The following is a 25,252-nucleotide window of genomic DNA, read 5'->3' on the forward strand; positions in this document are numbered from 1 at the left end:
ATGAACTTCTGTCTGAGTGACCTCGTGCCGCCGCTGCGCTGGAGCGACGCGGCCACGATCCCACTTCTGCGCGAACAGCCCGACCTACCGGACGCTTGGTGGCGAAGCCTGCCGATGGCCCGCGTGCTCGCCGTGCTGGGCCCGGAGAGGCTCGCCGACATCCTCGCCTCGGTCGCCCTGAACCACTGGCCGGCCGCCGCCGTGGGTGACGTGCTTCCCGCCCTGCACGTCCTGGACCCGGACGACGCGGACGAGCCCTACACGGCCATCGCCCTCGACCGCGCCGGGTCCTGGCCGGCCCTTCTCTCGCTGACCGGCCACGACCTGCGCGACCAGCCGTTCATCCAGCCGGTCCCCCTGCTGCACGCGCTCTTCACCGCGGTCTTCACCCGCCTGGCGGCCCCCGCTCCCGCCCACTCGGTCCCGCCGCCGGCGCACGCGGCCGAGGCCTCCCGGGCACCCGCGTCCTCCCCCGAGCCGGTGGCCTCCCTCGTGCCCGTCGCGAGCGGATCCACCGCGAGCGAGTCCGCCGCCGGGGACCTCCCGGTGCCGGACGCCCCGCCCGCCGTGGCGGACCTCCACGCCGGGGACGCTCCCGGGCCGGAGCCCGAGGCCCTCGCGGAGCCGGTGGTTCTGCCGAAGCGCAAGGCCCTGCGGGAACGCGACGCCGTACCGGTGCCCGACGCCCGTCGCGCGACGGACGGCGGTTCCGAGGAGCCCCCCGGATCGCTCTTCCAGCCCGCCTCGGCGAGGAAGAACCGGCCGGCGAGCTCCTCCGCGCGGGAAGTGCGGGAAGTGCGGGAAGTGCGGGAAGACAGGCTCGCGACCACCCCCGAGAAGGCGGACGCCGCCGGATCCGGCCACCGGGACATCCCGGTGGCGGGGGTTCGCGCCGAGGGCGCGCCCGGCCTCCTCCCCCGGCCGGTGCCGTGGACCGATCAGGCGGAGCCCGCCGAGGCCGAACCCGCCTCCGAGGCCGGTCACGCGGGAGCGGAAGACGTCCCCAAGGCCGGACCCGCCGGAGCAGGGGCCGTCCAGGAAGCCGGAGCGGAGCCTGCCCTCGAGGCCGGACCCGCCGAGGCCCTCCCAGGAGCCGGGGCGGAGCCGGTCGAGGCCGGACCCGCGATCTCGGAAGCCGGACCCGCCGAGGCGGAACCCGTCTTCGAGGCAGGGCCCGGCGAGGCGGAACCCGCCGACGAGGCAGGACCCGTGGAAGCCGGAGCCGAGCCCGTCGCCAACCCCCGGGACGACTCCGGAGACGACCGCGGGCACGACCCCGCACCCGCACCCGCCGACGCCCCCGAGCCGGTCGCGGAGAGCGACGAGGACGACGAGGCCGACGAGGCCGACGAGGCCGGGCCGCCGGTGCCGAAGAGCCTGCACTCGCTGGTGGACGGCGTCTTCGCCAACGTGGAGGACAAGCGCTGGGCGGTGGCGCAGAACAGGCTGTTCAGCGACGCCCCCGCGACCGTGGAGGCGCTGGCCAAGCTCTTCGCGGTGTCCCCGGAGGTCATCCGCGACCTCGAGACCGACCTGCGCCGGGAGCTCGCCGAATGGCTCTCCTCCGACGAGGCCGCCCCGTACCGGGAGCACCTGGAGGAGATGAAGGGGATCCTCGGCAAGGCCGCGCCGAGGGAGCGGCTGGTCGACGCGGCCGAATGGCACACCCGGGAACTGCACTCCCTCGACGTACCGGCCTGGCAGTTCGTGCTGGCCACCCTCCCCGGCTACCACCTGGTCGACGAGTGGCTGGTGGAGGGCGACATCACCGAGCTGCGCCACCGCACCCGCGACATGATCAGCGGCGCCAAGCCGCCGCTCACCATCAACAAGGCCCTCGACATGGTCTCCTCGCTGGGCATCCATCCCGAGGTGTCCAAGGAGTGGCTGGAGAACGTCCCGCAGCTGCGCATCCTCGGCGCGGGCGAGCGGCCTCCCCAGCGCTCGAACGGCGCCCCGGCCCTGACCGCGGAGAAGCCCGCCGACGGGGTCGGCGGGCCGCAGAACGGCGGGGAGGCCGGACAGGAACCGAAGAAGGCCCCGTTCCGCCCGCTGAAGGACGTCTCGCTGACCAGGCGCTGCTTCCGGCAGCCCGACGGCCGCTGGTGGCTGAGGATCGACGTCACCGGGGAACACCTCGGGGGCGCCGAGTGCCCGCTGCCCAGCGGGTTCGCCGCCTACCTCGGGATGTCGCCCGGTGACGGCCGCACGGTCAGCAGCGCGGTCGGGGAGCTGGTCCTCAGCTGGCACGACAGGCCCGTGCTGGAGTCGCTCATGACGCTCCTGGAGGACGTGGGCGCCAAGGAGGGCAGCCACCTGTTCCTGACCCTGTCGGACGAGGGGGTCCTGCGGGCCAGGCACCTGCCGGCCGCGGGCGAGGAGGTGGAGATCACGGCGCGGGCGCTGCGGCTGGTCGGCTACACCGCGACGGGCGGCACCGCTGAGCAGGCCAGGCGGGTCATCGCCACCCGGGTCGGCATGACGGGACCCGTGGGCACCCCCGAGCTCCTCACCCGGCTGCGGGAACGCGGGGACCGCGATCTCCTGTCTCTGTTGGCCTGATTCATGCCCCGCCTCGCCATCTCCCCGGACTTCCCCGTCGAACTCGGCGCCCTGGCCCAGCCGGTGCGCCGGGACGTCGTGGTCTCGGCGCGCAGGTTCCTGCAGAACGTGGCGGGCGCTCCGCACCCCGAGCGGGTCAGGGGGGCGCGGGACCCCCGGGTGGCCACCCTGAGGCTGGCCGACCGGCACCGGGGCGTCGTGGTCAAGCAGCGGGACGTCTACTGGCTGCTGACCGTGCTGCCGGACGCGGAGGCGTGGGCGTACGCGCAGCGCTACCGGTTCGGCGTCAACACGGCGCTGGGCGTGGTCGAGATGTGGGACGCCGAGGCGCTGGACCGGGTGCGGCCCGCGGTGCGCCGGGCGGCCGAGGCGTCCGCGACGCGGCTGTTCTCCGACATCTGCGACAGCGACCTGGCCGAGCTGGGGGTCGACGGCCGCTTCCTGCCGCTGATCAGGCAGATCACCGACCAGCTCACCCTGGAGGCGCTCGAACCGCTGCTGCCCCCGACGCAGTACGAGCCGCTGGCTGCGCTCGCCAGGGGCGATTCGATGGCCGGGGCCTGGCGGGAGCTGGAGAACTGCCGCGCCGTCACCGCGGACCCCGAGCCGATCAATCCCGAGGACTTCGGCGCCGCGCTCCTGCGCAGCCCGGACCGCGCCGTCTTCACCGACGACCCGCGCGAGCTGAACCGCGTGCTCGACGCGCCCGGCTGGTGCGTGTTCCTGCACCCGCCGCAGCACCGGCTGGCGTACTGGGAGTCCTACCAGCAGCCGACGCTGGTCACCGGCGGCGCGGGCACCGGAAAGACGCTCGTCGCCCTGCACCGGGCCGCCTTCCTGGCCAGGCGCGCGAGCGGGCAGATCCTGCTCGTCACCTTCTCCCAGGGGCTGAGCGCCGAGCTCGCGACCAGGCTCGACCAGCTGATCGAGGACGAGGTGATCCGCAAGCGGATCGAGGTCGGCAACGTGGACCGGCTGGCCCACCGCATCGTCGCCGAGGCCGAGGGGCGCCCGCCCTCGCTGGTCGGCGCCGCCGAGCTGACCGCGCTCTGGGAGGAGACCGAGACCGGCCACAGCCCGGCGTTCCTGCTGCGCGAGTGGGAGCAGGTGGTCCTGGCGCAGAACCTGCGGACCATGGACGAGTATCTGGACGCCCCCCGCCCCGGCCGCAGCGTCGAACTGGCGGGCGAGGAGCGCACCTCCGTGTGGAAGGCCATCGAGCACGTCACCGAGCAGCTGCGGGATCGCGGCAAGCGGACCCTGCTGCAGCTCGCCTCCGAGGCGTCGGTGCTGCTCGGCCAGACGACGGGGGACCTGCTGGAGGAGATCGAGCCGGCGCGGGAGCCGTACCGGCACATCGTGGTGGATGAGGCGCAGGACCTGCACCCCGCGCAGTGGCGGCTGCTGCGGGCGGCGGTGCCGCACGCCCGCGACGACATGTTCATCGTGGGCGACCCGCACCAGCGCATCTTCGACACGCGGGTGACGCTCGGCGCCGTGGGGATCGACGCGATCCAGCAGCGCCTGCAGGTGTCGTACCGGCTTCCACGGGAGATCCTGTCCTGGGGGGTCCGGTTACGCGGGGGTGGCCCCGCCGACGGGCTCGTCAAGGGTGTGCAGGAGCTTTACGGCTTCAGGGGCACCCGGCACGGGCTCCGGCCGATGGTCCGCGCCTACGATTCACCACAGGATGAGCTGACGGGTCTGGTGGCACAGGTGGGACAGTGGGTGAATGAGGGTGTGACGCCCGAGGAGATAGCGGTGGCCGCCAGGACCGCCGGCCTCGTGCGTGACGCGCGGGCCGCTCTGCGTGATCTGGGGGTACGGGTGACGACACTGCACGGTATGAAGGGGCTGGAGTTCCGGCGGGTCGCGGTGATCGGCGTGGGCGACGGGATCGTGCCCGACCCCGACTCCCTGACCCCGGTCGGCGAGGATCCGGCGGCCAGGGCACACGATCTCCAACGGGAGCGCGGCCTGCTCTACGTGGCCTGCACCCGGGCCAGGGAACTCCTCTACGTTTCTCATTACGGACGGGCAAGTCCCTTCCTTCCTACCTGACCACATAGTCTGAACTGCGGATATATTCCCCTTTGCCGGTTGGACCTCAATGAACCTCAGCCTGAGCGACATCGCGCCACCCTTGCGCTGGACCTCTCCCGGCCAGGTAGCGCCGATCGCGACCGACCCCCGCCTCCCCGAGGCGTGGTGGCAGGCGCTTCCGCTCGACACTGCCTGCTCGACCATCGGGACGTCCGAGGTCGCCGGTCGCCTGACCGACCTCGCCCTGGCGTGCTGGGGTCACCTGATGCTCGGTGACGTCCTCCCCGTGCTCAGGTTCGCCGACCCCGCCGCGAGCGTCCGCACGCCCGAGGGGCTCGGCCGCGAGGTGGTGCACAAGCTGTTCACCGGGGTGCTGGAGCGGCTGCTCGAACCGGTCACCGAGGAGAGCGTCGCCAGCGTCCGTCCCTCCCGGCCCGACCGGCCGCTGCCTGAGCTGATCGACGAGGTCTTCGCCACGCTGGACGAGCGGCAGCGGGCCATCGCCAGGGACCGGCTGTACGCCTCCCAGCGGGCCACGCTCGACGACCTGGCCCAGCGGTTCTCGGTCACCAGGGAGCGCATCCGGCAGATCGAGCGCGACCTGCGCGACCACGTCGAGGCCTGGCTCGCCAAGGAGGACGCGGCGCCGCTGATCGCCCACGTGTCGTGGCTGCGGGGCCGGTTGGGCTCCGCCGTGCCCGCCGACGACCTGGCCGCCGCCGTGCCGTGGCACCGCACCGACCTGACCACGCTGGGCATCCCCTCCTGGCGGTTCGTACGGACCCTGCTGACCGGCTACGAGCAGGTGGACGGCTGGCTGGTCGCCGGAGGGGCGGACGAGCTGAGGGAGAAGACCCGGCAGCTGTTCACCGACGGGCCGCGCCCGCTGGACGAGGCCGTGACGCTGGCCAGCCAGCTCGGCATCCGCGAGGACGTGGCCGAGCGCTGGCTCATCGCGGTGCCCCAGCTGCGGGTGCTGGAGAACCACGTGGTCCCCTGGCCCCGCAGCGTCAACGACAAGGCCGAGGCCGTGCTCGCGGTGGCGGGCGGCCCGCTGACGCCCGAGGAGATCCAGGAGCGCATCGGCGAGGACTACAGCCTCGTCGGCATCCGCAACCAGCTCACCGCCGACGACCGGTTCCTGCGGGTCGACCGGAACAAGTACGGGCTGTCGCGCTGGGGCGGCGAGCAGTATCTGGGCATCCGAGAGATGATCGTCCGGGAGATCGAGCGGTCCAACGGCGAGGCGTCGGTCAACACGATCGTCACCAACCTCACCGGGCGCTACGACGTGAGCGAGAGCTCGGTCCGCGCGTACGCGGGCGGGCCCGGCTTCGAGCGTACGCAGCGCGGGTGGATCAGGGTGGCCGGAGCCGAGCAGGCCGACTACCAGCCGCGCCGGGACGTCTCGGAGACCCGGCGCTGCTTCCGCAGCCGCGACGGGCGCTGGTGGCACCGGGTGGACGTCAACGCCGAGCACCTGCGCGGCTCGGGCTCCCCGCTGCCGACCGGCTTCGCCGCGCACCTGGGCATGGCCCCCGGCGGCCAGCTGACCGCCGCCACCCCCTCGGGCGACGTGGTGATCAGCTGGCACAACCAGCCGACCATGGGCTCCATCCGTCCCGTCCTGATCGCCGCCAACGCCTCCGAGGGCGACCACGTCTTCCTGACGGTCTCCGACGGCGGCGAGCTGCTGACCCGCTACCTGCCCGCGGCCTCGCCGACCCTGCCCGCCCTGAACCGGGGGCTGCACCTGATCGGCTACACGGCGCCGGTGGCGTCGGAGGCCGAGGGCATCCGCCTGATCGGCGCCCGCATCGGGCTGCCCGACGGCTGCACCCGCGAAGAGGTGATCGCCCGCCTGCGCGACCGGGGCGACCGCGAGATCCTCGCCTTCCTCGAAGGCTGACCTTCCTCGAAGGCCGGCCCGGGGGTGGACCGGCTCGAAGGCCGGCCCGGGGGTGACTCGGGGCCTGCTCGGGGGCTGGAGGGCGCCGCGCCGAGGGTGCCCCGCTTCGCCCACGCGGGCTCGGGCGCCTTCGGCCGCGTCCGGGCCTGGCCGGTCGTGCGTGTGTGGGCCCGTACCCTGTGGAACCGGAATCGATTGCGTAGGCTCGGCACATGCTGAGCCTGTATGACACGCGGAATCGCCGGGTCGAGCGGATCGTTCCCGAGGGGACCCGCTCCCTGCGGATGTACACCTGCGGCCCGACCGTCTACAGGTCGGCCCACGTGGGCAACCTCCGCTCGTACCTGCTGTCGGACCTGATCAGACGGGTCAGCGAGCGGCAGCGCGTCCGGGTGGTGGTCTGCCGCAACATCACCGACGTCGGGCACCTGGTGGACGACACCGAGATCGACCCCTCGGGCGAGGACAAGATCCTGGCCCAGGCCAGGGCCGAGGGGCGGAGCGCCCTGGAGATCTCGCGGTTCTACGAGGACGCCTTCGTGGCGGACACCTCCGCGCTGAACATCCGCCCGCCCGAGCACTCGCCCCGGGCGAGCGAGACGATCGACCTGATGGTCGAGATGATCGCCAAGCTGATCGAGAAGGGGCACGCGTACGCGGTGCCCGACGGGTCGGTCTTCTTCGACGCGGCCTCCTTCCCGACGTACGGGGAGATCTCCGGCAACCGGCTCGACCACCTGAGGCCCGGCCACCGGATCGAGGCCGTCGACCCGCGCAAGCGGTTCCACGCCGACTGGGCGCTGTGGAAGCCCTCGAACCAGGAGCTGACCTGGGAGACCCCGTGGGGCCGCGGCTTCCCCGGCTGGCACATCGAGTGCTCGGCCATGTCGCTGAAATTCCTCGGCGAGCACATCGACGTGCACACCGGCGGGATCGACCTGCGCTTCCCGCACCACGACGACGAGCGCGCCCAGTCAGACGCCACCGCCGGGCACGAGGTGGTGCGGCACTGGGTCCACGGCGAGCACCTGCTCTTCGACGGGCGCAAGATGTCGAAGTCCACCGGCAACGTGGTCCTGCTCAAGGACGTGGCGGACGCGGGCCTCGACCCGCTGGCCGTGCGGCTGGCGCTGCTGGAGCACCGCCACCGCCAGCAGATGAACCTCACCTGGGACACCCTCCGGGCCGCCGACAAGACCCTGCGGCGCTGGCGCGGCCAGGTGGCCGAGTGGTCGGAGTCGCCGAGCGGCCCGATGCCCGCCGACCGGGTCTCCCGGATCGAGGCCGCCTTCGACGACGACCTCGACACCCCGCTGGCGCTGCGGCTCCTGCGCGAGCTGGAGCGCGACGGCTCGATCTCCCCCGGTTCCCGGTTCGAGGCGTTCCTGCACCTCGACCAGATCCTCGCCCTGGACCTCTCCCTCGACATCGGCAGGTCGGTCAGGCCGAAGCCCCTGCCCGGGGGCGCCGCCGAGCTGCTGGAGCGCCGCTCACGGGCCCGCGACGCCAAGGACTGGGCCGCCTCCGACCACCTCCGCGACGAGCTGGCCGCCCTCGGCGTGAAGGTCGTCGACACCCCGGAGGGCCAGACCTGGTCCTGACGGCAGGAGCACGCACGCCCGCCATGCCACCCAGCTGACGCGGACCCCGATGGTGCCGGCCACCACCGAGCACACCCGCTGACAGACGATCGACACGCATGATCCCCGCCTGCCACCGGGAAGGAGACGCTCCCACCTGATCGCACCAGAGCCCTGACCGGCAAACGGTCGGCGCAGGTAGGGCACGACAAGCTTTGGACAAGCCGGCGTGGCTAGCGTGCACCGTAGCCAAGTCGGGAGTTGCCGTGTCCTCTTCGGTGTCAGCCGGTCCGCGCATTCGTCTGGGCAAGAGAGATGGCGGCTCTTTCCAAATAGCATGCGGATTATTGATCGCGTTGGGTGGCGCACTGACAGCCCTTGCCTTCAACGTGATCCATGCGGAGGGCTGGGTCGATCTGGAGGTTTACCGGGAAGGCGGAGCGGCGGTACTGCAGCGTACTTCCATCTACGACCTGAGCGTAGGTAAATATTCGCTGCAGTTCACCTATTCGCCGTTCGCGGCAATGCTGTTCACACCTCTCGCCTTGGTTGACATGGAGGTTGCCGTCGCCCTCTGGGTGCTGATCTCCATACTCGCCCTTGAGGTGGTGATATGGATTATCGTCGGCCGTACCGCGGTGAGGCACCGTAGTCGCCGGGCAACTCACACGTTGTTGGTCGTTATCGCGATACTTCCCTTGTACCCAGTAATGACAACGCTCTGGAACGGGCAAATAGGTATTATTCTGCTACTGGCGATAGTTGTAGACCTGACGCATGGCAAAGAAAAGTGGCGTGGCATAGTAACGGGCATTGCCGCAGGCATCAAGCTCACCCCGCTGATATTCATCCCCTATCTCCTCATCACGCGTCGCTTCCGGGCCGCCCTGATGGTCGGCCTTGGTTTTCTCGGCACGGTGATCCTCGGATTTCTGCTGCTGCCGGCCGATTCACGTGACTACTGGGGTGGTACGTTTTTCGACACGCAACGGGTGGTCACCGCGCCGGAAACGGTTTTTTTCAATCAATCGATTCGCGGCATGCTTTTGCTCATGCCCGGCTCCTGGCCCACCATGCCCCTCTGGCTCGCCCTGTGCGCGCTGGTCGGCACGGGTGGACTTTTGGTCGCCGCATGGACCGCGAAGAAGGCGGGCGAGCTTGCCGGAATCACCGCCTGCGCCATCGTGGGGCTGCTTGTCTCACCCGTTTCCTGGCCGCACCACTGGGTCTGGTGCATACCGCTCCTGGTGCTCTGGGCATATCGCGCTCAGCGCGTGGACGCCACGCTTGAGAAGGTGGGCGTGGGGTTCCTGTGGTTCATCTTTCTACTGCCTGGATATATCACCCTGGCGACACTTCTAATATATCCGTCCCACGCCGGAATGTGGCTGACGTTGCTGATGGGCAGTTATGTACTCAGCGGATTGTCGACACTGCTGGTGCTCGCGGTTCATCTTGGCCGGAGCGATTGGCGGCAAAGAAAACGCGGTTCAGGCGACGACTAGCGGCCTTCGATGGTCAGGGTCATATGGCCAGACCTCGGCGTGAGCCGGCAGCCGGTCGTCGCGAAACGGTGGCCGCCGGGCCCTGGCTTCCAAGGGTGCGGGCGGGGCGACGAGGCCGGCCAGACCCTGAGGTCCCCGAGGCCGCACCCGGGGCCGGGAGGGACGAAAACAGCAGATCACTCGTAATGTCGGTCGCGACCGATAGCGTCCTGATCATGAGTGAGATCGCCGTTGCCGTACGACCCGGCACGATCGCGGATCTGGACGGCATCGTCGCCTGCAGTTCCGCGCTGTTCGCCGAGGACGCCGGGGCCCGTGACCCCGCCCTGAACGTGAACTGGCCCGCGGAGCACGGGCGGGCCCGCTTCGTGGACGCGCTGAGCGACCCGGACCGCCTGGTGATGGTCGCCGAGAGCGGCGGCCGGATCGTCGGCCACCTGACCGGTGCCCTGTCCGGGCCCACCGCGATGCGGCCGGTCACCGTGGCGACTCTGGGCAGCATGTACGTCGAGCCGTCCCACCGTGGCCGGAAGGTCGGGGCCAGGCTGGTGGAGGAGTTCAGGCAGTGGGCCCGCCACCGCGGCGCCCGGTACGCCGGGGTGACCGCCTACGCGAGCAACGAGGCCGCCGTCCGCTTCTACCGGACCAACGGCTTCGCCGTGCAGTCCACGGTCCTGGAGACGGTGCTTTAGAACTCCTAACAGAATGATCAGGAGATGGTGCAGCGGATCTCCCCTGAGATATTCGGTGGCCTGGGGAGTACAGAAGCGATCACAATCATCGGGTATGGAACCCACCGTGATCGCCGCCGAGCGACTGCTTCTGCGCCCTCTCGACAACGCTGATGAGGATGTGGTCTTTGCCGCCTGCCAGGATCCGGAGATCCAGCGATGGACCGGTATACCGAGTCCCTATGAACGGCGGCATGCCGCCTTCTACCTTGGTGAGCTGGTGCCCGCGGGGTGGCGGGACGACACGATGTACCACTTCGCTGTCGAGGCTCGGACGAGCGGGACTTTCCTGGGATCGGTCAACGTCCACCGGCACGCCGATGTCTGGGCAGTGGGTTATTGGACAGTGGCCGAGCATCGGGGCGGCGGATATGCGCTCGAAGCCGTTCTGGCCTTGGCGCGGTGGACCTTCAGCGTGTTGAGGGCCCCGCGTCTGGAATGGCGTGCTGAGCCGGGCAATCTCGCGTCCTGGGCGGTGGCGCGCAAGGCCGGCTTCGCTCTGGAAGGCACCCTGCGCGCTGCTCATGTCAACGGCGACACCGCCAAGGACGTCTGGATCTCCTCCCTTCTCCCTCAAGACCTGGGCCTGCCCTCGCCGATCTCCTACCAGCCGGCGCAAGCGGAGCTGCCCGCGAGCTGAACCGCCGAATCGCATGGTGTCGCGCTAGCATTCAGACTCTTGTACAAGGTGGCGCGGCCAGCTCCATTATCCAAGATCTCATAGAGCCCTGGAACTTCATGCTTATCCAGCATCTCGGGCAACCACCATTCCGCAGGTCGGCGATCACCAGGCATGAGGTCTGACATGACTCACCTCCGGGTCGTCTGTACTGACCAGTTAGGGGTGACGAGTCGAGGAGCGCACCCTGCTTCGGCTAATGCAGAGCGACACTCTACGACGCTCGGGCTACTGGTGGTACAGGGCAGACCGGTAAATCAACAGCCAGGACCAGTCAGGGGCGATCGACGGTCCGGGACTTCGTGCCTCAGCCCGGCCCACCAGATAGCGTTGCTGGTCACATTTCATCCTGGCGGCATGGTGGAGATGCCGAGGATTGCCGAAAGCCCAGTAACAGAGTCGGATCCCAAGATCCGGAGCATGCGCGGAACGTCCGATTTCAAAGAGGATGCGGCAGCACCCGAAGCGCCAGGTCAGAGCATCGTGAGGGGCAAGAAGCGCCATCCACTTTTAATCCGCAGTCTGTTCCTCGTCATCAGCTGGAAGGGAGATTAGGCCGTGCCACTCGCGTGCCAGTAAGGCCGGGGAACAAGGGGGAATCACGGGGACTCACGGACAGGGCGGAATCACTCCTGAACTGGGCATCAGCAGGTCACAGAGCAGGCGAGCCGAAGTCTTCCAAACTGGTGGTCAGGGGTTCGATTCCCCTTCTACATGCACCTACGGCCTTTCGCCGGCCACGGCCCTCGGAGCCGGGGATGTACCCCGGCTTGGGTGGTCTCCGCTTGATGGGCGACTGGTGAGCGCCCCATGGGCATCGGAGTAGCCGGTGACTGGTGAGTCTGCTCTCCACTCGATGACCATGCGCTTCGACCTGGGATAACGTGTGCCGCTCCCTCTTCGGTTGGGCCGGAGGAGCGGAGAGTCGTCGCCCCCTTGTAACCCTTTGGATGGTTCTGACCAAACAGGGGTGTTAATCGACGAAGGGAGCACGCCGGTGCGTCGCAAACAGGCGGAGATCGCCACAGATCACGTGGCGTTCGAAGCCTTCTACCGGCGGCACGTCGATGCGGTCACCCGCTTCCTCGCTCGGCGCGTCGACGACCCGCACACGGTCGCCGACCTGGTGGCCGAGGTGTTCATGGCGGTGCTTGACTCCGCTCACACCTATCGGGCCGGGTTGGGGACCGAGATCGCGTGGCTGTACGGCGTGGCACGCAACACGCTCTCGGCCGAGCGGCGCCGGGTGTTCAAGGAGTCGCGGCTGACGAGCCGGGTGAGCGGGCGGCGGCCCTTGGACACCGACGACGTCGCCAGGCTCGAAGAGCGCATCGATGCGGAGCGGCCCGCCAGGCGGGTTTTCATGGCCATGGCTGACCTGCCAGAGGGGGAGCGCGCCGTACTGGAACTGGTCGTCCTCGACCAGCTCACGGTCACCGAGGTGGCGATGGTGCTTGGCATCCGGCCGGGGACCGCCAAGGTGCGGTTGCACCGCGCTCGCCGCACGTTGCAGGGACTGCCCTTCGTCATGGAAGGAACACCAGGATGAGTTTTGAGGAGCAGATACTGATGGAACTGAAGGCCGAAATCACCGCGCGCGCCGAACGACGTCGTCGCACCGGCCGCCGCCTGTTCACGGGGGCGGCGGTGGCCGGGCTGGCCGCGGCGGCGGCAATCGCGGTGCCGCTGCTGACCGGGTCGGAGCAGTCCGCGTACGCGGTGATCAAGAACGCCGACGGCACGATCAACGTCAAGCTCAACGAGTTCAGGGACGCCGACAAGCTGGAACAGGATCTGACAAGGATGGGGGTGCCCGCAGACATCACCTACCTCAAGCCTGGCAAGTCATGCAAGGGGGAAAGGGGCGAGATCGTCGGGGGCGGCTCCCCGAAGGAGTGGAAGGACTCCGCGTCCGACAAGGCTGCTCGCCTGCTTCTCACGGGGCTGGAGATCAATCCCCGGTACGTCGGGAAGGGGCAGACCTTGGTGATGGCGTTCAGCGAGAAGAAGGACCAGACCTCTGAGTCGAAGAAGCCGGAGGTGAAGTGGCAGTTCTCCGCATATGTTGTCAATGGCCAGGTCAAGCCATGCGTCGTCGTCGCAGACCCGCTCTGGAACGACGTCGACGGCCCCGGCCAGCCCCCCGCAGGAAATTGATCTTCGTAGGGAGCGGATCCGCCCGTCAAGGTGAGACCACCCGAAGGTGATCTATCAGGGGTCCCGTTCGATCAGCTTGATCGGGCGGGATCCCGCCACCTTCTCTCCTGCCAACGGCGCCACCGCCCCTGAGCTGAGAAATCTCCGCCCCGTCCCTTCTGGGGCGCGTCGTGCAATATGCGGGCAATGATCTTGGGATGAGAGGCGTATGGCGAAGCTGGGCCGCGGGTAGCAGACTGTGCCGCCGCAGGACCGGTCACGAGCTGTAAAACGTCGGCACTCTGGTTCTGGGAGCCAATGGGCCGTACAACCCTGGACTGAGCTGGACTGATACGAACAGGCGGATTGTTCGCGACCTGCGCGGTGAACGGATCTGAACGTCCCTGGAGATCGTTCGGAAATCTACGGATCAGAAGGTTGGGGTTTCGAGTACCTCCGGCCGCACACATGCAAGAAGGCCCTGCGGGATGATCCCGCAGGGCCTTCGTCGGTTAAATCGTGCGGATCATCTGCCTCGCGATGCGTCGTCATGAGCGGACTGGCCGGGCGCGCAGACGCTGCTCAATCGTGGGATGAGTCCGCGGCGCCCAATGCTGGCGGATGGCATTTCGCGCTCCTCCACCCCCATGTTGCAGATGCAGCATGGCCCGCACTGGGGCGGTGCCCACCAGATCGACTGCGAACCGATCGGACGCGTACACCCGGCGACGAAAGATCCACAGTACGGCCTGGTAGGCCAACAGCAGGCCGGCGCCGACAGGGAGCAACACCGGCAGCATCGTGAACTCGATCAGTCCCCATACGGCTATCACCGCGGCCGCTACCGGCAAGATGTGCTGAGCGGCCCCCAAGACGTACACCTCAAGACCAACGTGTCCCAGCGCGATGTAGCCGAGTTGGTGGGCGACCAGGCCGGCCAGCGCATCCTGTGGCCACTGTTCGGCTGTGGTCCGGTCGACGATGAGTGTCGCGGTTGGGCGAGGCCAGGCCCACTTGACGTCGATCGTCGCCGCCACATGCAGGTCACCGACAGCGACGGGCAGGCGGGGATCAAGATCTGCGCGCGCTGTGAGAGCGCGCATCAGTATGTGCAGCCGATCAACGGTGTCTGTGTCCATTGCCTCCGCCTACGACGAAAGATCAGCATACGAGCCGCCGCCATCGATCGGTCACGCTGAACGACGTACAGCAGCTTGTACGGCAACACCGCCTTGCACGATCACATGCCACCGGACCGTATCTACCGCCTGAGCAGGCCGGGACGTCGCTGACGAGGCGACCGCCCTTGCCCAAGGATCTGGTGGTCAGGTGTCGTACGAGCCGTCCCAGGGTTCGTAGAAGCCGAGGGTGTCCGGGTAGAGCTCGGCGTGTTCGGCGCCTTCGAAGGTCTCGATGACGAGACCGAAGAGCACGCCGTCAACCTCGTGGCGGAAGGGCCGGATGGCGACGTCGCCGTAGCGAAGGCTGGGGAGGGCATTGAGCCACTGCTTCAGCCGCTCCTGCGCCGCGTCGACGGCGGCCCTGTAGTTGTCGTCGGTCCCGGTGTGCTCGATGCGGGAGTCGAGGTGGTGGCCGGCGGCGTCGAAGGTGTGCAGGACGGCGTGCCAGCGTTTGTGCGCCTGCCAGTCGTCGGTGTGCGTGTAGCCCTCGGGGAAGGCCGCGACGACGGAGCCGAGGAACTGGCCGCCCTCCCAGTGGCCGATGGTGTCGGTGCGGTAGTCAGGCTCGTAGCTGATGGGGATGATCTCGGGGACTGCCATGGGCGGGAGAGTAGCGATCGGGTCCGACAGAGCCTCTGCGCTGCGCGTGACCTTGCTAACGGAAGTGCTAACACCGTCCCTGGACGCGAGTGGACATCTACAGAAGACGATCAAGCGTAAGACGGGTCTGAGCAGGGCTTTCTGACACCTGTGGACGCTGGTGGACGTTCTCGAACTGGCTACGGATCAGAAGGTTGGGGTTTCGAGTACCTCCGGCCGCACAGCGGGGCCCCGATCAGCGGAAACGTTGATCGGGCCCGCAGGGCAGACGGCCCAGTGCACTGCCGTCTACGGGGAGTTCATGACGGCGGCCCCGGGCCCTCCGATCCGAGACCGCCGCCGTTTCCGTTCCAGCCTCCCGACGGAGGCCTTCCGCCGGAGATGGTGAGCCGGGACGGAAGATCAGTAGCGTCTGAGGAACTCGCCGCGGAGATGCCGGTAGTAGTGGTCGAGCCGGGCGTCGAAGTCAGCCCAGCGCGCCATCTCGGCCACGCTGCCACATTCTTCGAGCGCCTCTTGGCGCTGGCGCGCCAGCTCCTCGGGGTCCACGCCGCGCTTCAGCGCCGCGCTGTGCATCCGCTCCAGGTCCTCAGGGGTCACAGCATCCACGCCCTCGCCCGCCCGGCCTGCTCTACGGCGTCGAGTTGCTGGCACAGACCGCAAGGGTCAGGCGCGTGCAGGGTGGGGGTGCAGAAGCATGCCGAGATGCGACACGGGTTCGTCGCGTACCAGTTTTCGACGGTCCACCAGATGCGCCAGGGTGGGAATGCTCGGCCGAGGTAAAGCGCGAGGGCGCGGGCCTGGTCGTCGGTCAGCAGGAGCGGTGAGTGCTTCTCCCGCAACCTCGCGCACAGCGCGGCCACACTCTCAGCGTGCAGGACGATCGCGCCGTTGACGACCCGCCACTGATCGCCAACGCGATCGAACTGGAAGTTCGGGAACTCGCGGCGGGCGTGGGCGAGTACGCGATCCATGACGTCGTCGCGCTCAAGAGCTTTGGTCATCGCTCGCTCCGGGTGTCCGGTTGCCTGGCTGGCCAAAACCGTAGGACGACATCACCGTGCGCAACCGAACAGGCGCGGACGAACTTAGAGTTCGTGTCCCCTACATGTCGATCTTGTGCCGTTCGGCCAGATAGCGAACCTCCGGCGCCCACGACGGTCTCGCCCGCCGTGCCAAGGAACGCACCATGTCCCGCAGGAGCCCCTTATGGTCGAGTTCCTCGGGGCACTCGCGTTCGATCCGCAGCAGGTGAACCAGACTCGCCGCGTCGTCGCCCAGATCCTCACACGCACGAGCGACCTGGCACAGATGCGAGACCCGCCGCTCGACCGATACCACCCGGCTGAGGTCGATTTCGTCGGCAAGCCGGATCGCCGCCTCTGGCTGCCGCATCTCGCACTCCACGCTGACCATGTGGATCGCGACGTTCATCGGTCCGAAGAACAGCCCCGTCATCGGTTGCTGCTCGTTGACGCGCCGCGCCAGGGTGTGGGCCGGCCCGCGCAGCAGCTCGCGGGCGCCGTCATCGTCGCCGGCGCGAGTCATCGCGATCGAGGCCAGCAGATGCAGACCGCCGAACACGCTGAGGTGCCGGTCGTCGCCGTCGACGAGGGCGGGCTGGAGGCGTTCCATGCCGTGCCGGGCGACGTCGTAAGCGATGTCGTGCATGTCGTCCGACAGCATGCCCTGGCCGAGATTCCAGTGCGCCCACGCGATCATCAGCGCGTCCTCGCTCTCCTCGGCCATCCGCATCGCGCGGTCGGCGGCGAGGTGTGCCAGGTCCACGCGGCTGAGGTGCTTGAGCACACCTCGCGCCAGGATGTACATGTCCGCTACCACCTTGCACGCTGCCCGCCGCGCCTCCCCCTCCGAGACGTTGAGCAACAGCCCTTCGGCATCACTGATCAGCGCGGGGAGAGCCCGCATCAGGATGGAGTACTTGTTGGGCGAGCTGAACCAGGCATCGCGGGCAGCGGCGACGCGTTCGGCCACTTGATCGACGTCGGGGGGCTCGATGTCGGCGGCCAACGTCCGGTAGGTGAACATCGCCCGCTCGATGTCGGCGACCTGGGGGCGACCGGGCTCGTGCGAGTCGCGGGGGCTCTCGCCGAGAAGTACGGCGGTGCGCACCCCGAGGGCAGCGGAGATTTGCCGTAGCAGCGGCAGGGAGGGGGTGCGTTTTCCCTGCTCGATCAGCTCGATGTGCCGGGTCGTACAACCGGCTTGGGTTGCCAGGCCGATGGTGCTCATGCCCTGGCGTTCACGTTGATGCTTGATCATATGGCCCGTGGTAACGTCCCGCATAAGGCCCTGCCGCCTCTCCTGTGATGTCGCAATCTCAGGCTACGGCGCAGGGCTTTCATCATGTGCGGACCGAGCTCCCGGGCTTGCCACATTGAGCCCATTCCAGCCTGATGGCGCAAGTCGTGGCGGTGACCGCGACCAGAGAGAACGTGATCGAGATGACGCTCGCTTTCAGCCGTCGCCGCAGGCGTGCACGTGGCATGTCCGACGTCATCTCGGCCCCTCGTTTCCGTCGTCTTCACGATTCCACGGGATTCGGTACCGGCATTTTTCGCAACGGCTGATCAGCCAGCGTCTTCTACCGCCTCCCAAGACGATTCCCTGATCAGTCAGGGGATTCCCGTCTTTTCTGGCCGGTCGGACCTTCGTTAAGCGTCACGTGTAGGGATTTTTTTCTGACTTCCGCCTGGATCCGAACCGGGCCGCCCTCGCTCTCCCTTGGCGGAGGCAGCCCGCGCGGCGCGGTGGTGAATGGGGTGTTGGAGGCAATAGGTGTTGAATTGCCGGGTGACAAACATCGCGCCCACCGGGGCCCAGCACACCATCGCGGCCGGCGGTTTCCAGGCCGTCATCACCGAGCTCGGAGCCGGTCTCAGGAGCCTCACCCTGGACGGCCGCCCGCTCGTCGTCGACTTCCCCGAGGACCGGTCCCCGCTCGGCGGGGCGGGGCTGCCGCTGCTCCCCTGGCCGAACAGGGTCGAGGACGGCCGCTACACGTTCGACGGCGAGGACCGGCAGCTCGCGCTGAGCGAGCCCAAGACCGGCAACGCGATCCACGGCTTCTCCCGGTCGTTCCCCTGGCGGGTCCTCTCCCACGACGACGCCTCGATCCGGCTGGGGCTGCGGTTGTTCCCCCAGCTCGGCTACCCGCACGTCCTCGACCTCTCCATCCGGTACGCGCTGGGCGCCGCCGGCCTGGAGATCGAGGTGGCCGCGGAGAACGTCGGCGCCACCGACGCGCCGTACGGCTTCGGAGCCCACCCCTACCTGTCCCTCGGCGCCCTTGGTGCCCCCGGTGCCCTTGACGACGCCCTCCTGGAACTGCCCGCCGCCCAGTGGATCGCGGTGAACGACCGGAAGATCCCCACCGGCCGCCACGACGTCGAGGGCACCGAGTACGACTTCCGGATCGCCCGGCCGATCGGCGGGACGGAGCTCGACACCGCGTTCACCGGCCTGGAGCGCGGCGCCGACGGGCGGGTGCGGGTCACGCTGGCCGCCCCGGACGGGACCGGGGTCGAGCTGTGGGCGGGCGAGGGGATCGAGTGGCTCCAGCTCTACACCGGCGACACCCTGCCGGAGGGCCACCGCCGCCAGGGGCTCGCGGTGGAGCCGATGACCTGCCCGCCGAACGCCTTCCGCACCGGCGAGGACGTCATCCGGCTGGCCCCCGGCGACCGGGCCGTCCACCACTGGGGGATCGGCCCGATCTGACCGCCGCTGTGGGCGTCGACCAGGCCGGTCGGCTGCGGAAAGTCTCATGCGTGCATCGTCACGATGACCCCAGCGCCGACACCACGGGGGTGGTGCCACACTTGCGGGAGCGTGTCGCCTAGGAGGTTTTTGTGAGGTTCCGCCCGTACGCCTGGATGCCCCGCCCGTTCACGTGGCTGGCGCGGGTGCTCACCGTTTTTCTGGTGCTCGGGCTGCTGCTCGCCGGGGCGGGGGTATGGAGCGTGCGGGCGTCCTTTCCGCAGCTCGAAGGCGAGCTCAAGGTGGACGACTTGAAGGGAAAAGTCACCGTATATCGCGATAAGACGGGTATCCCGCACATCTACGCTGACTCCCCCGATGACCTGTTCCTCGCCCAGGGCTACGTCCACGCCCAGGACCGCTTCTTCGAGATGGACTTCCGCCGCCACGTGACCGCCGGGCGGCTCTCGGAGATGTTCGGCTCGGCGACGCTGACCGAGGACAGGGTCATCAGGACCATGGGCTGGCGGCAGGTGGCCGAGAAGGAACTGCCCCTGCTCGGCGAGCAGACCCGGCGCTACCTGAACGCCTACGCCGACGGGGTGAACGCCTGGATGAGGCGGAACGACGGCTTCGCCGACAGGAGCCTGGAGTACGTGCTGCTGCGGGCGACCAGCCCGGACTACCGGCCCGAACCGTGGACCCCGGCCGACTCGCTGGCCTGGCTCAAGGCGATGGCCTGGGACCTGCGCTCCAACATGTCCGACGAGATCGGCCGGGCGCTCGCGGCGAGCAAGCTGCCGCGCGGCCGGGTGGAGCAGCTCTGGCCCGGCTACCCGTACGACACCAACCAGCCGATCGTCACCCGGGGATCGGTCGGCGAGCGCGGGTTCGACCAGGACGTGGAGCCGAAGAGGGTCGACACGGAGCCGTCCGGGGTGTCGCCGGTCACCGGGGCGCCGACCAGGGCGGCCAAGGTCGACACGGAACCGTCCGCGATCGCGCCGGTCACCGGGGCGCTGACCCGGGCGGCCGAGGCCATGCGCGCGGTGCCGAGCCTGATGGGCGATCCGGCGGGCGGCAACGGCATCGGCTCGAACTCCTGGGTGGTCGGCGGCGAGCACACCAAGTCGGGCAAACCGCTGCTCTCCAACGACCCCCACCTGGGGCCGGGCATGCCCTCGGTCTGGTACCAGACCGGGCTGCACTGCCGCGTCAAGAGCCCCGAGTGCCCGTTCGACGTCACCGGGTTCACCTTCTCCGGCGTGCCCGGGGTGGTCATCGGCCGCAACGACAAGATCGCCTGGGGCTTCACCAACCTGGGTCCCGACGTCGCCGACCTCTATCTGGAGCGGATCAAGGATGATTCGTACCTGTTCATGGGCGAGTGGAAGCCGCTGACCACCAGGACCGAGACGATCAAGGTGGCCGGGGGCGCCGACGTACGGCTCAAGGTGCGCGACACCATGCACGGGCCGATCATCTCCGACGTCATGGAGAACGCGAAGGACACGCTGCCGGGCATGGAGGCGACCCTCAAGGAGCAGGCCGACGCGGTCGCGCTCAAGTGGACGGCCCTGGAGCCCGGCGGGACCGCTGACGCGATCTTCGCGCTGAACACCGCGCAGGACTGGCAGCAGTTCAGGACGGCGGCGAGCAAATTCGAGGTGCCCGCGCAGAACCTGGTCTACGCCGACACCGCGGGCAACATCGGCTACCAGGCCCCCGGGCGGATCCCGGTGCGGACCCGTGGCGACGGCGCCTGGCCGGTGCCCGGCTGGACCGGCGACTACGCCTGGCAGTCGACGATCCCCTTCAACGAGCTGCCCAGCCTCTACAACCCGCCGGACGGTTACATCGTGACCGCCAACAACGCGGTCATCGACCCCAGCCGCTACCCGTACACCCTCACCAGGGACTGGGCGTACGGATACCGCTCCCAGCGCATCCTGGAGCGCCTCCGCGAGGCGCTGAAGGACGACGGCAAGGTGGACGCGGCGGCGATGAGCGCGCTGCAGCAGGACAGCGACAACGGCTTCGCCGAGTTCCTGGTGCCCAGGCTGCTGGACGTCGAGATGGCCGGGCCCGCCAAGGACGCCCGCGAGCTGCTGCGCGGCTGGGACCACGCGCAGGGCGCGGAGTCGGGGCCCTCGATGTACTTCAACGCCGTCTGGCGGCACCTGCTCATCGAGACCTTCAACGACGATCTCCCCGAGGGTGCCCGGCCCCAGGGTGGCGACCGCTGGTTCGAGGTCGTCCGGGTCATGCTCGACAAACCGGACGAGGCATTCTGGAACGACACGACCACCCCGCGCGCCGAGACCCGCGACGACATGCTGCGGCGGGCGATGGCGAGGGCCTACGACGAGCTGAACGGCCTGCTCGGCCCGGACGTCAAGAGCTGGCGCTGGGGTGACCTGCACTCCCTGGAGCTCGTCCACCAGACCTTCGGCACCTCGGGAATCGGCCCGATCGAGTGGCTGTTCAACCGGGGCCCGTTCCCGGTGGCCGGCGGCGACGACGCGGTCAACGCCGCCGGGTGGGACGTGCAGGACGGTTACGCGGTGAGCTGGCTGCCCTCCATGCGGATGGTGGTGGACCTGGCGGACCCGGACAAGTCCCAATGGATCAACCTGACCGGCGCCTCCGGTCACGCGTTCCACGACAACTACTGGGACCAGGCGCCGCTGTGGGCGCGCGGCGAGACCGTCCCCATGCTCGCCCGCCAGGACTCCATCGAGAAGGCGGCCACCCACACCCTGACGCTCAGCCCCTGAGAACGCGGGCGCCCTTTCCGGGCCGTTGGTCCGTCCGGGGCCGCCTCCGGGCCGCGAGGCGAGCCTCCGCGGCCCGGATCCCCGTGCCGGCCTCCCGAGCCGTCGTCAGAACGCCAAAGCGTCAAGGCACCAGAACGTCAAACCGTCAGGGCGCCAGGACGCGGGACTCGCCGACGGCCAGGTCCCACAGGTCGGCGCGGTCCCGCCCGGCCTCCGCCCAGGCCACCCTGGCCTCCTCCACCGGCGCGAGGAGCGACTCGCCGGACAGGACGAACGTGCCCCAGTGCATGGTCGCCATCCGGCGTGCCCCCACGTCCTGGCACGCCCGCACGGCCTGCGCGGGATCGACATGCGCGGCCTTCATGAACCAGCGGGGCTCGAACGCCCCCACCGGCATCAGGGCCAGGTCGATGCCGCCCGGGTAGCGGGCCCCGATCTGGGCGAAGCGCTCGCCGTACGCGGTGTCCCCGGCGAAGTAGATCGTCTGGTCGTCGGAGGCGATCACCCAGCCGCCCCAGAGGGTCTTGCAGGTGTCCCAGATCGACCGGCGGCTCCAGTGGTGGGCGGGGACGAAGTCGAAGCGGACACCGCCCACCCAGGTGCTCTCCCACCAGTCGAGCTCGGTGACGTCGCGGAACCCGCGCCGGGTGAACCAGGACCTGAGCCCCGCCGGTACGAGGACGGGCGTGCCGCGCGGCAACCGCCGTACGGTCCGCGCGTCCAGGTGGTCGTAGTGGTTGTGGCTGATCACCACGGCGTCGATCCTGGGCAGGTCCGCCCACGCGACGCCGGGCGGGGTGAGCCGGGGCCGGCGAATGCCGGCGATCTTCCTCGCCCAGACCGGATCCGTGAGGATGGTCAGCCCGCCGATCTGCACCACGTACGTCGCGTGTCCCACCCAGGTGACGACCGCCTCGGTCCCCGTCGTCCTGGGGAGCCCGTCCCGATGGACCGGGATGCGGTCCGCGTCCCCGACACCGGGCCGGAACGTGCCGTGCCAGGCGACCGCCAGCAGCTCCTGGAACGTCGGGAGCGGCGAGGTCAGCCGATCCCTGAAGCCACCCGGCCATGACCGTCTCGGCAGGGGCGCCGGCCGCCTCGGTCGCGGCGCGGGCCGTGCGGGAGGCGCGGTTCGTACGGGTGTCGCAGAGCCCGAGGGTGTCACGGCTCCTTCGGGGAAGTCCGTTCCCGTGGAGGGGGCGGAGAGCACGGAAGGGCTGGATGCCGCCTCGGCCATCGCCGTCCGCCGCGTGGAGGGGTGATCCCGCACCGCCCGGCCGGCGGTCCGGCCCAGCTGCCGGAGAGCGCGCGCCGGTCTCGTGGCGAAGCGGGCCGACCACCCGGAACGCCGTGGGGGCTCCTCGACGAGGCCGTCGGGTTCCGTGGACACGTGGGAGGCGGTTGCCGGGTGGGACGTCTGTGACATGGGCGGCACCCTTCCGTCATCGACAGCTCACCCCTTGTAGATCCCCCCACAGAGCGATTCATTCCTTTTGCGGGGATCTAGTGTGAAACCACCACGGAGATCTGCGGGCGTAGTTGCCGTCCTCCAGGTTCGCCAGCCGCTCGAAAAGGTTCCACGAGCCATGGTGGCCGCAGATCACCACGGAGACGACCACCGCGACGAGGTAAAGCGGGAGCATCGGCAGGCCCACGCAGCACATGTACTGGGAGGCGTGCCGGTCCTCGTGCCTGAGCAGGGCACCGGTGAGGAAGCCCTCCGGGTGCTTGGTCAACACCACGTTGCCCACGGTGAACGCCGAGGCGATCGGGAACCGGAAGCGGTACCCGTACGCCAGGAGCAGCCCGTCGGGCCCGGCGGTCACCCGGGCGCGGCCGAGGCGTGCCAGGAGCAGCCCCAGCGGTGTGGACAGGTTGACGTAGTTGAGCGTCCGCCGTACCCGATGCAACCGCCGCATACCAGGATTGTGCGTCATCCTGATGGCCGGCGGTAGCGGCTCTCGGGGGGTGTGGCGAGGTCGTCAGTGAGCGGCCGGGCCCGGTGGTACGGGCGGGGCCTGAGAGTCGGGTGGGGCCCAGCCGGACGGGGCCTGATCCGGTCCGCTCCAGCCGGACGGGGCCTGATCCGGTCCGCTCCGGCCGGACCGGAGCCGGTCCTGTGAGTTCTGGCCGGACTCCTGGTCAGACTGGACCTGGGCGAGCGGGCCGGGCGACGCGGGCGGAGGCTGGGACCCGAACGGTACGGGCGATGCCTGCGAGCCGGACGCCACCGGCGAGGATTCCGGGCCGGAGCGGTATCCGTGCGGGGTGAGCAGCCACGACCCGCCCACGGCGGCCGACGGCGAGAGCAGGACCCCCACCGCGACCGCCGTCAGCCCACCGTAGAAGTAGAGGTAACCGGACAGGTCGTTGGCGATGACCAGGTCGCCCTCCGGCCGTCCGGAGATCCAGATCACGGTGACCAGCGCCCAGCCCGCCGTGAACGCCAGGGCGGCCGTCTTGCCGCGCGTCATCCGGCCCACCCCGTAGGTGATCGCGAACAGCAGGGCGAGGCAGCCGACGGCGGAGACCGGGACGGGCCTGACGTACCAGGAGTGCTGGAACCCGCCGAGGACGCCCAGCAGGAGCCCGAGCAGGAAGAGCACGGCGTTGGCCGCCACGGCGACAACCGTCTCCGAGGGTTCGCGCACAGCTGGGACCTGCTCCATCACAAGCACCGAGGCTAGTGGATCCCGGCGAAGAGGTCGTCCTCACGGTCGTACGGCTCGCCGAGCCCTCCCACTTCGATCGGCGCTCCGGGACCCGCGGGACCCGGCACGCCGGAGCGCAGGATGAAGTGCTCGACCCCGAGAACCTCCTGGCCGACGTTGTTGGACAGGGCGAACCAGGGCGGGTTCACGCTGATCTGGGTGGCGTGCGCCCGCATCGCCGCGATCTTCCGGCCGACGTGGGCGCGGGCGTCGATCTCGGTGGTGACCTCCTTGTCCGCGCAGCCGAACGGCATGTCGTCGACCGGCTCGACGAGAAAGGGGGCGCCACTCTCGCGCATCGCCTCCTCGGTCCTGTACAGCACGGATCTTGGGGCGGCGGTGTGGTAGAACTTGGCGACCCGCCACGGCCCGCTCTCACCGGACACCCCGCCGGACGCCTCTCCGCGCACTCCGCCGAACGTGAACGTCTCGCCAGACACCTCGCCGGGCACGGAAGCGGCCCCGGAGCGGGACGCGGAAGCCGAGGAGGACCGGGGAGACCGGGAGGCCACGGAACCGGAGACCACCCCGGATCCCGGCGTGAACTCCGGGTCGGCGGCCAGCTTGACGGCCCGCCAGGCGACGCGGTGGGCCTGGATGTGATCGGGGTGGCCGTAGAAACCGTTCTCGTCGTAGGTGACGAGCACCTGGGGCCGCACCTCGCGGATGATCCTCGCGAGCTCGCCCGCCGCCTCGTCCAGGTCGGCCTGCCAGAAGGCGTTCTCCCGGTGGTTGGAGGCGACGCCCATCATGCCGGAGTCCCTCCAGCGGCCGGGGCCCCCTAGGAACCGGTGGTCGGTGACGCCGAGCGCCGCGCAGGCCGCGGCGAGCTCCCCGATGCGATGCTCGCCCAGGGTGTCGTCGCGATCGGCGGCCAGGTGGGCCAGCTCCGGGGGGATGACCTCGCCCTCCTCCCCCAGGGTGCAGGTCACCAGCGTGACGTGCGCGCCCTCGGCGGCGTACCTGGCCATGGTGGCTCCGCTGCCGATCGTCTCGTCGTCCGGGTGGGCGTGCACGAGCATCAGGCGCCGATCAGTCATGCGTCCGAGGGTATCGATGCCGGGCATCGTGCAGAACCTCTGGATTCCCTGTCCGTCGGCCCCCGGAAAACAAGACAC

At 69.4% G+C, this 25,252-nt stretch carries 21 protein-coding genes; 12 read left to right on the forward strand and 9 right to left on the reverse strand.

The features are described 5' to 3' along the window. The 9 genes from OG587_RS00620 (at position 1) to OG587_RS00660 (ending at position 13,166) form a co-directional block, all read left to right on the forward strand. Complete coding sequence (locus OG587_RS00620) at positions 1-2,562, forward strand: hypothetical protein (RefSeq protein WP_329085796.1); 2,562 nt, start codon at positions 1-3, stop codon at positions 2,560-2,562. 3 nt (positions 2,563-2,565) lie between these two features. Beyond that, positions 2,566-4,623, forward strand: a complete 2,058-nt coding sequence (locus OG587_RS00625; protein WP_329085797.1) for a UvrD-helicase domain-containing protein — start codon at positions 2,566-2,568, stop codon at positions 4,621-4,623. Positions 4,624-4,672: 49 nt separating this feature from the next. Next, the gene (locus OG587_RS00630) at positions 4,673-6,514 is read left to right on the forward strand and encodes a sigma factor-like helix-turn-helix DNA-binding protein (RefSeq protein ID WP_329085798.1); all 1,842 of its coding nucleotides are present in this window, start codon (positions 4,673-4,675) and stop codon (positions 6,512-6,514) included. Positions 6,515-6,726: 212 nt separating this feature from the next. Beyond that, entirely contained in the window at positions 6,727-8,115 is a 1,389-nt protein-coding gene (gene cysS / locus OG587_RS00635; RefSeq protein WP_329085800.1) for a cysteine--tRNA ligase, read from the forward strand. A 326-nt stretch (positions 8,116-8,441) separates the two neighbouring features. After that, on the forward strand, positions 8,442-9,599 hold the full coding sequence (locus tag OG587_RS00640) for a glycosyltransferase 87 family protein (protein WP_329085803.1): 1,158 nt from the start codon (positions 8,442-8,444) through the stop codon (positions 9,597-9,599). A gap of 215 nt (positions 9,600-9,814) precedes the next feature. After that, a complete protein-coding gene (locus OG587_RS00645; RefSeq protein ID WP_329085805.1) occupies positions 9,815-10,291 on the forward strand; it encodes a GNAT family N-acetyltransferase in 477 nt (158 codons plus the stop codon). 94 nt (positions 10,292-10,385) lie between these two features. Beyond that, positions 10,386-10,970, forward strand: a complete 585-nt coding sequence (locus OG587_RS00650; RefSeq protein WP_329085807.1) for a GNAT family N-acetyltransferase — start codon at positions 10,386-10,388, stop codon at positions 10,968-10,970. Positions 10,971-12,006: 1,036 nt separating this feature from the next. Then, positions 12,007-12,558, forward strand: a complete 552-nt coding sequence (locus OG587_RS00655) for an RNA polymerase sigma factor (RefSeq protein WP_329085808.1) — start codon at positions 12,007-12,009, stop codon at positions 12,556-12,558. After that, positions 12,555-13,166, forward strand: coding sequence for a hypothetical protein (locus OG587_RS00660; protein WP_329085809.1), 612 nt, complete (start codon positions 12,555-12,557; stop codon positions 13,164-13,166). The genes OG587_RS00655 and OG587_RS00660 overlap by 4 nt, the downstream gene beginning before the upstream one ends. Before the next feature lie 527 nt (positions 13,167-13,693). Here OG587_RS00660 and OG587_RS00665 read toward each other — a convergent pair. The 5 genes from OG587_RS00665 to OG587_RS00685 form a co-directional block, all read right to left on the reverse strand. Then, positions 13,694-14,284, reverse strand: coding sequence for a M48 family metalloprotease (locus tag OG587_RS00665; protein WP_329085811.1), 591 nt, complete (start codon positions 14,282-14,284; stop codon positions 13,694-13,696). A gap of 186 nt (positions 14,285-14,470) precedes the next feature. Then, the gene (locus tag OG587_RS00670) at positions 14,471-14,926 is read right to left on the reverse strand and encodes a hypothetical protein (protein WP_329085813.1); all 456 of its coding nucleotides are present in this window, start codon (positions 14,924-14,926) and stop codon (positions 14,471-14,473) included. A gap of 402 nt (positions 14,927-15,328) precedes the next feature. After that, positions 15,329-15,526: a hypothetical protein gene (locus OG587_RS00675; protein WP_329085815.1), complete on the reverse strand. Its 198-nt coding sequence runs from the start codon at positions 15,524-15,526 to the stop codon at positions 15,329-15,331. Beyond that, a complete protein-coding gene (locus OG587_RS00680) occupies positions 15,523-15,930 on the reverse strand; it encodes a hypothetical protein (RefSeq protein ID WP_329085817.1) in 408 nt (135 codons plus the stop codon). Before OG587_RS00680 ends, OG587_RS00675 begins: the two co-directional genes overlap by 4 nt. A gap of 100 nt (positions 15,931-16,030) precedes the next feature. Next, a complete protein-coding gene (locus tag OG587_RS00685) occupies positions 16,031-17,233 on the reverse strand; it encodes a helix-turn-helix domain-containing protein (RefSeq protein WP_329085819.1) in 1,203 nt (400 codons plus the stop codon). A 110-nt stretch (positions 17,234-17,343) separates the two neighbouring features. On the opposite strand from OG587_RS00685, the gene OG587_RS00690 reads away from it, so the two are divergent. From OG587_RS00690 to OG587_RS00700, 3 genes are all read left to right on the forward strand, one after another. Beyond that, a complete protein-coding gene (locus tag OG587_RS00690) occupies positions 17,344-17,517 on the forward strand; it encodes a hypothetical protein (protein WP_329085820.1) in 174 nt (57 codons plus the stop codon). Between the two features lie 223 nt (positions 17,518-17,740). Continuing rightward, positions 17,741-18,667, forward strand: a complete 927-nt coding sequence (locus OG587_RS00695; protein WP_329085822.1) for an aldose 1-epimerase family protein — start codon at positions 17,741-17,743, stop codon at positions 18,665-18,667. A gap of 155 nt (positions 18,668-18,822) precedes the next feature. Next, positions 18,823-21,423, forward strand: coding sequence for a penicillin acylase family protein (locus tag OG587_RS00700; protein WP_329093684.1), 2,601 nt, complete (start codon positions 18,823-18,825; stop codon positions 21,421-21,423). A gap of 145 nt (positions 21,424-21,568) precedes the next feature. Here the strand turns inward: OG587_RS00700 and OG587_RS00705 are convergent, their stop codons facing one another. The 4 genes from OG587_RS00705 to mshB form a co-directional block, all read right to left on the reverse strand. Further along, positions 21,569-22,849 carry an MBL fold metallo-hydrolase gene (locus tag OG587_RS00705; RefSeq protein WP_329085824.1) on the reverse strand — a complete coding sequence of 427 codons (1,281 nt, stop codon included), beginning with the start codon at positions 22,847-22,849 and terminating at the stop codon, positions 21,569-21,571. 58 nt (positions 22,850-22,907) lie between these two features. Then, entirely contained in the window at positions 22,908-23,342 is a 435-nt protein-coding gene (locus tag OG587_RS00710; protein WP_329085826.1) for a hypothetical protein, read from the reverse strand. Positions 23,343-23,405: 63 nt separating this feature from the next. After that, positions 23,406-24,074: a DUF6113 family protein gene (locus OG587_RS00715; RefSeq protein ID WP_329085828.1), complete on the reverse strand. Its 669-nt coding sequence runs from the start codon at positions 24,072-24,074 to the stop codon at positions 23,406-23,408. Between the two features lie 32 nt (positions 24,075-24,106). Beyond that, positions 24,107-25,174 (reverse strand): N-acetyl-1-D-myo-inositol-2-amino-2-deoxy-alpha-D-glucopyranoside deacetylase, encoded by a 1,068-nt coding sequence (gene mshB / locus OG587_RS00720; RefSeq protein ID WP_329085830.1) that lies wholly within the window; start codon positions 25,172-25,174, stop codon positions 24,107-24,109. Positions 25,175-25,252 lie beyond the last annotated feature (78 nt).

The organism is Streptosporangium sp. NBC_01469 (genome assembly GCF_036227305.1).
GTDB lineage: Bacteria > Actinomycetota > Actinomycetes > Streptosporangiales > Streptosporangiaceae > Streptosporangium.

Bases quoted from the DNA above. Each gene is read 5' to 3' on its own strand.
- OG587_RS00620 (WP_329085796.1), top strand. From the start codon at position 1: ATGAACTTCTGTCTGAGTGACCTCGTGCCGCCGCTGCGCTGGAGCGAC.
- OG587_RS00625 (WP_329085797.1), top strand. From the start codon at position 2,566: ATGCCCCGCCTCGCCATCTCCCCGGACTTCCCCGTCGAACTCGGCGCC.
- OG587_RS00630 (WP_329085798.1), top strand. From the start codon at position 4,673: ATGAACCTCAGCCTGAGCGACATCGCGCCACCCTTGCGCTGGACCTCT.
- cysS (WP_329085800.1), top strand. From the start codon at position 6,727: ATGCTGAGCCTGTATGACACGCGGAATCGCCGGGTCGAGCGGATCGTT.
- OG587_RS00645 (WP_329085805.1), top strand. From the start codon at position 9,815: ATGAGTGAGATCGCCGTTGCCGTACGACCCGGCACGATCGCGGATCTG.
- OG587_RS00650 (WP_329085807.1), top strand. From the start codon at position 10,386: ATGGAACCCACCGTGATCGCCGCCGAGCGACTGCTTCTGCGCCCTCTC.
- OG587_RS00660 (WP_329085809.1), top strand. From the start codon at position 12,555: ATGAGTTTTGAGGAGCAGATACTGATGGAACTGAAGGCCGAAATCACC.
- OG587_RS00665 (WP_329085811.1), bottom strand. From the start codon at position 14,284: ATGGACACAGACACCGTTGATCGGCTGCACATACTGATGCGCGCTCTC.
- OG587_RS00670 (WP_329085813.1), bottom strand. From the start codon at position 14,926: ATGGCAGTCCCCGAGATCATCCCCATCAGCTACGAGCCTGACTACCGC.
- OG587_RS00680 (WP_329085817.1), bottom strand. From the start codon at position 15,930: ATGACCAAAGCTCTTGAGCGCGACGACGTCATGGATCGCGTACTCGCC.
- OG587_RS00685 (WP_329085819.1), bottom strand. From the start codon at position 17,233: ATGCGGGACGTTACCACGGGCCATATGATCAAGCATCAACGTGAACGC.
- OG587_RS00690 (WP_329085820.1), top strand. From the start codon at position 17,344: ATGGCGCAAGTCGTGGCGGTGACCGCGACCAGAGAGAACGTGATCGAG.
- OG587_RS00700 (WP_329093684.1), top strand. From the start codon at position 18,823: ATGCCCCGCCCGTTCACGTGGCTGGCGCGGGTGCTCACCGTTTTTCTG.
- OG587_RS00705 (WP_329085824.1), bottom strand. From the start codon at position 22,849: ATGTCACAGACGTCCCACCCGGCAACCGCCTCCCACGTGTCCACGGAA.
- OG587_RS00710 (WP_329085826.1), bottom strand. From the start codon at position 23,342: ATGCGGCGGTTGCATCGGGTACGGCGGACGCTCAACTACGTCAACCTG.
- mshB (WP_329085830.1), bottom strand. From the start codon at position 25,174: ATGACTGATCGGCGCCTGATGCTCGTGCACGCCCACCCGGACGACGAG.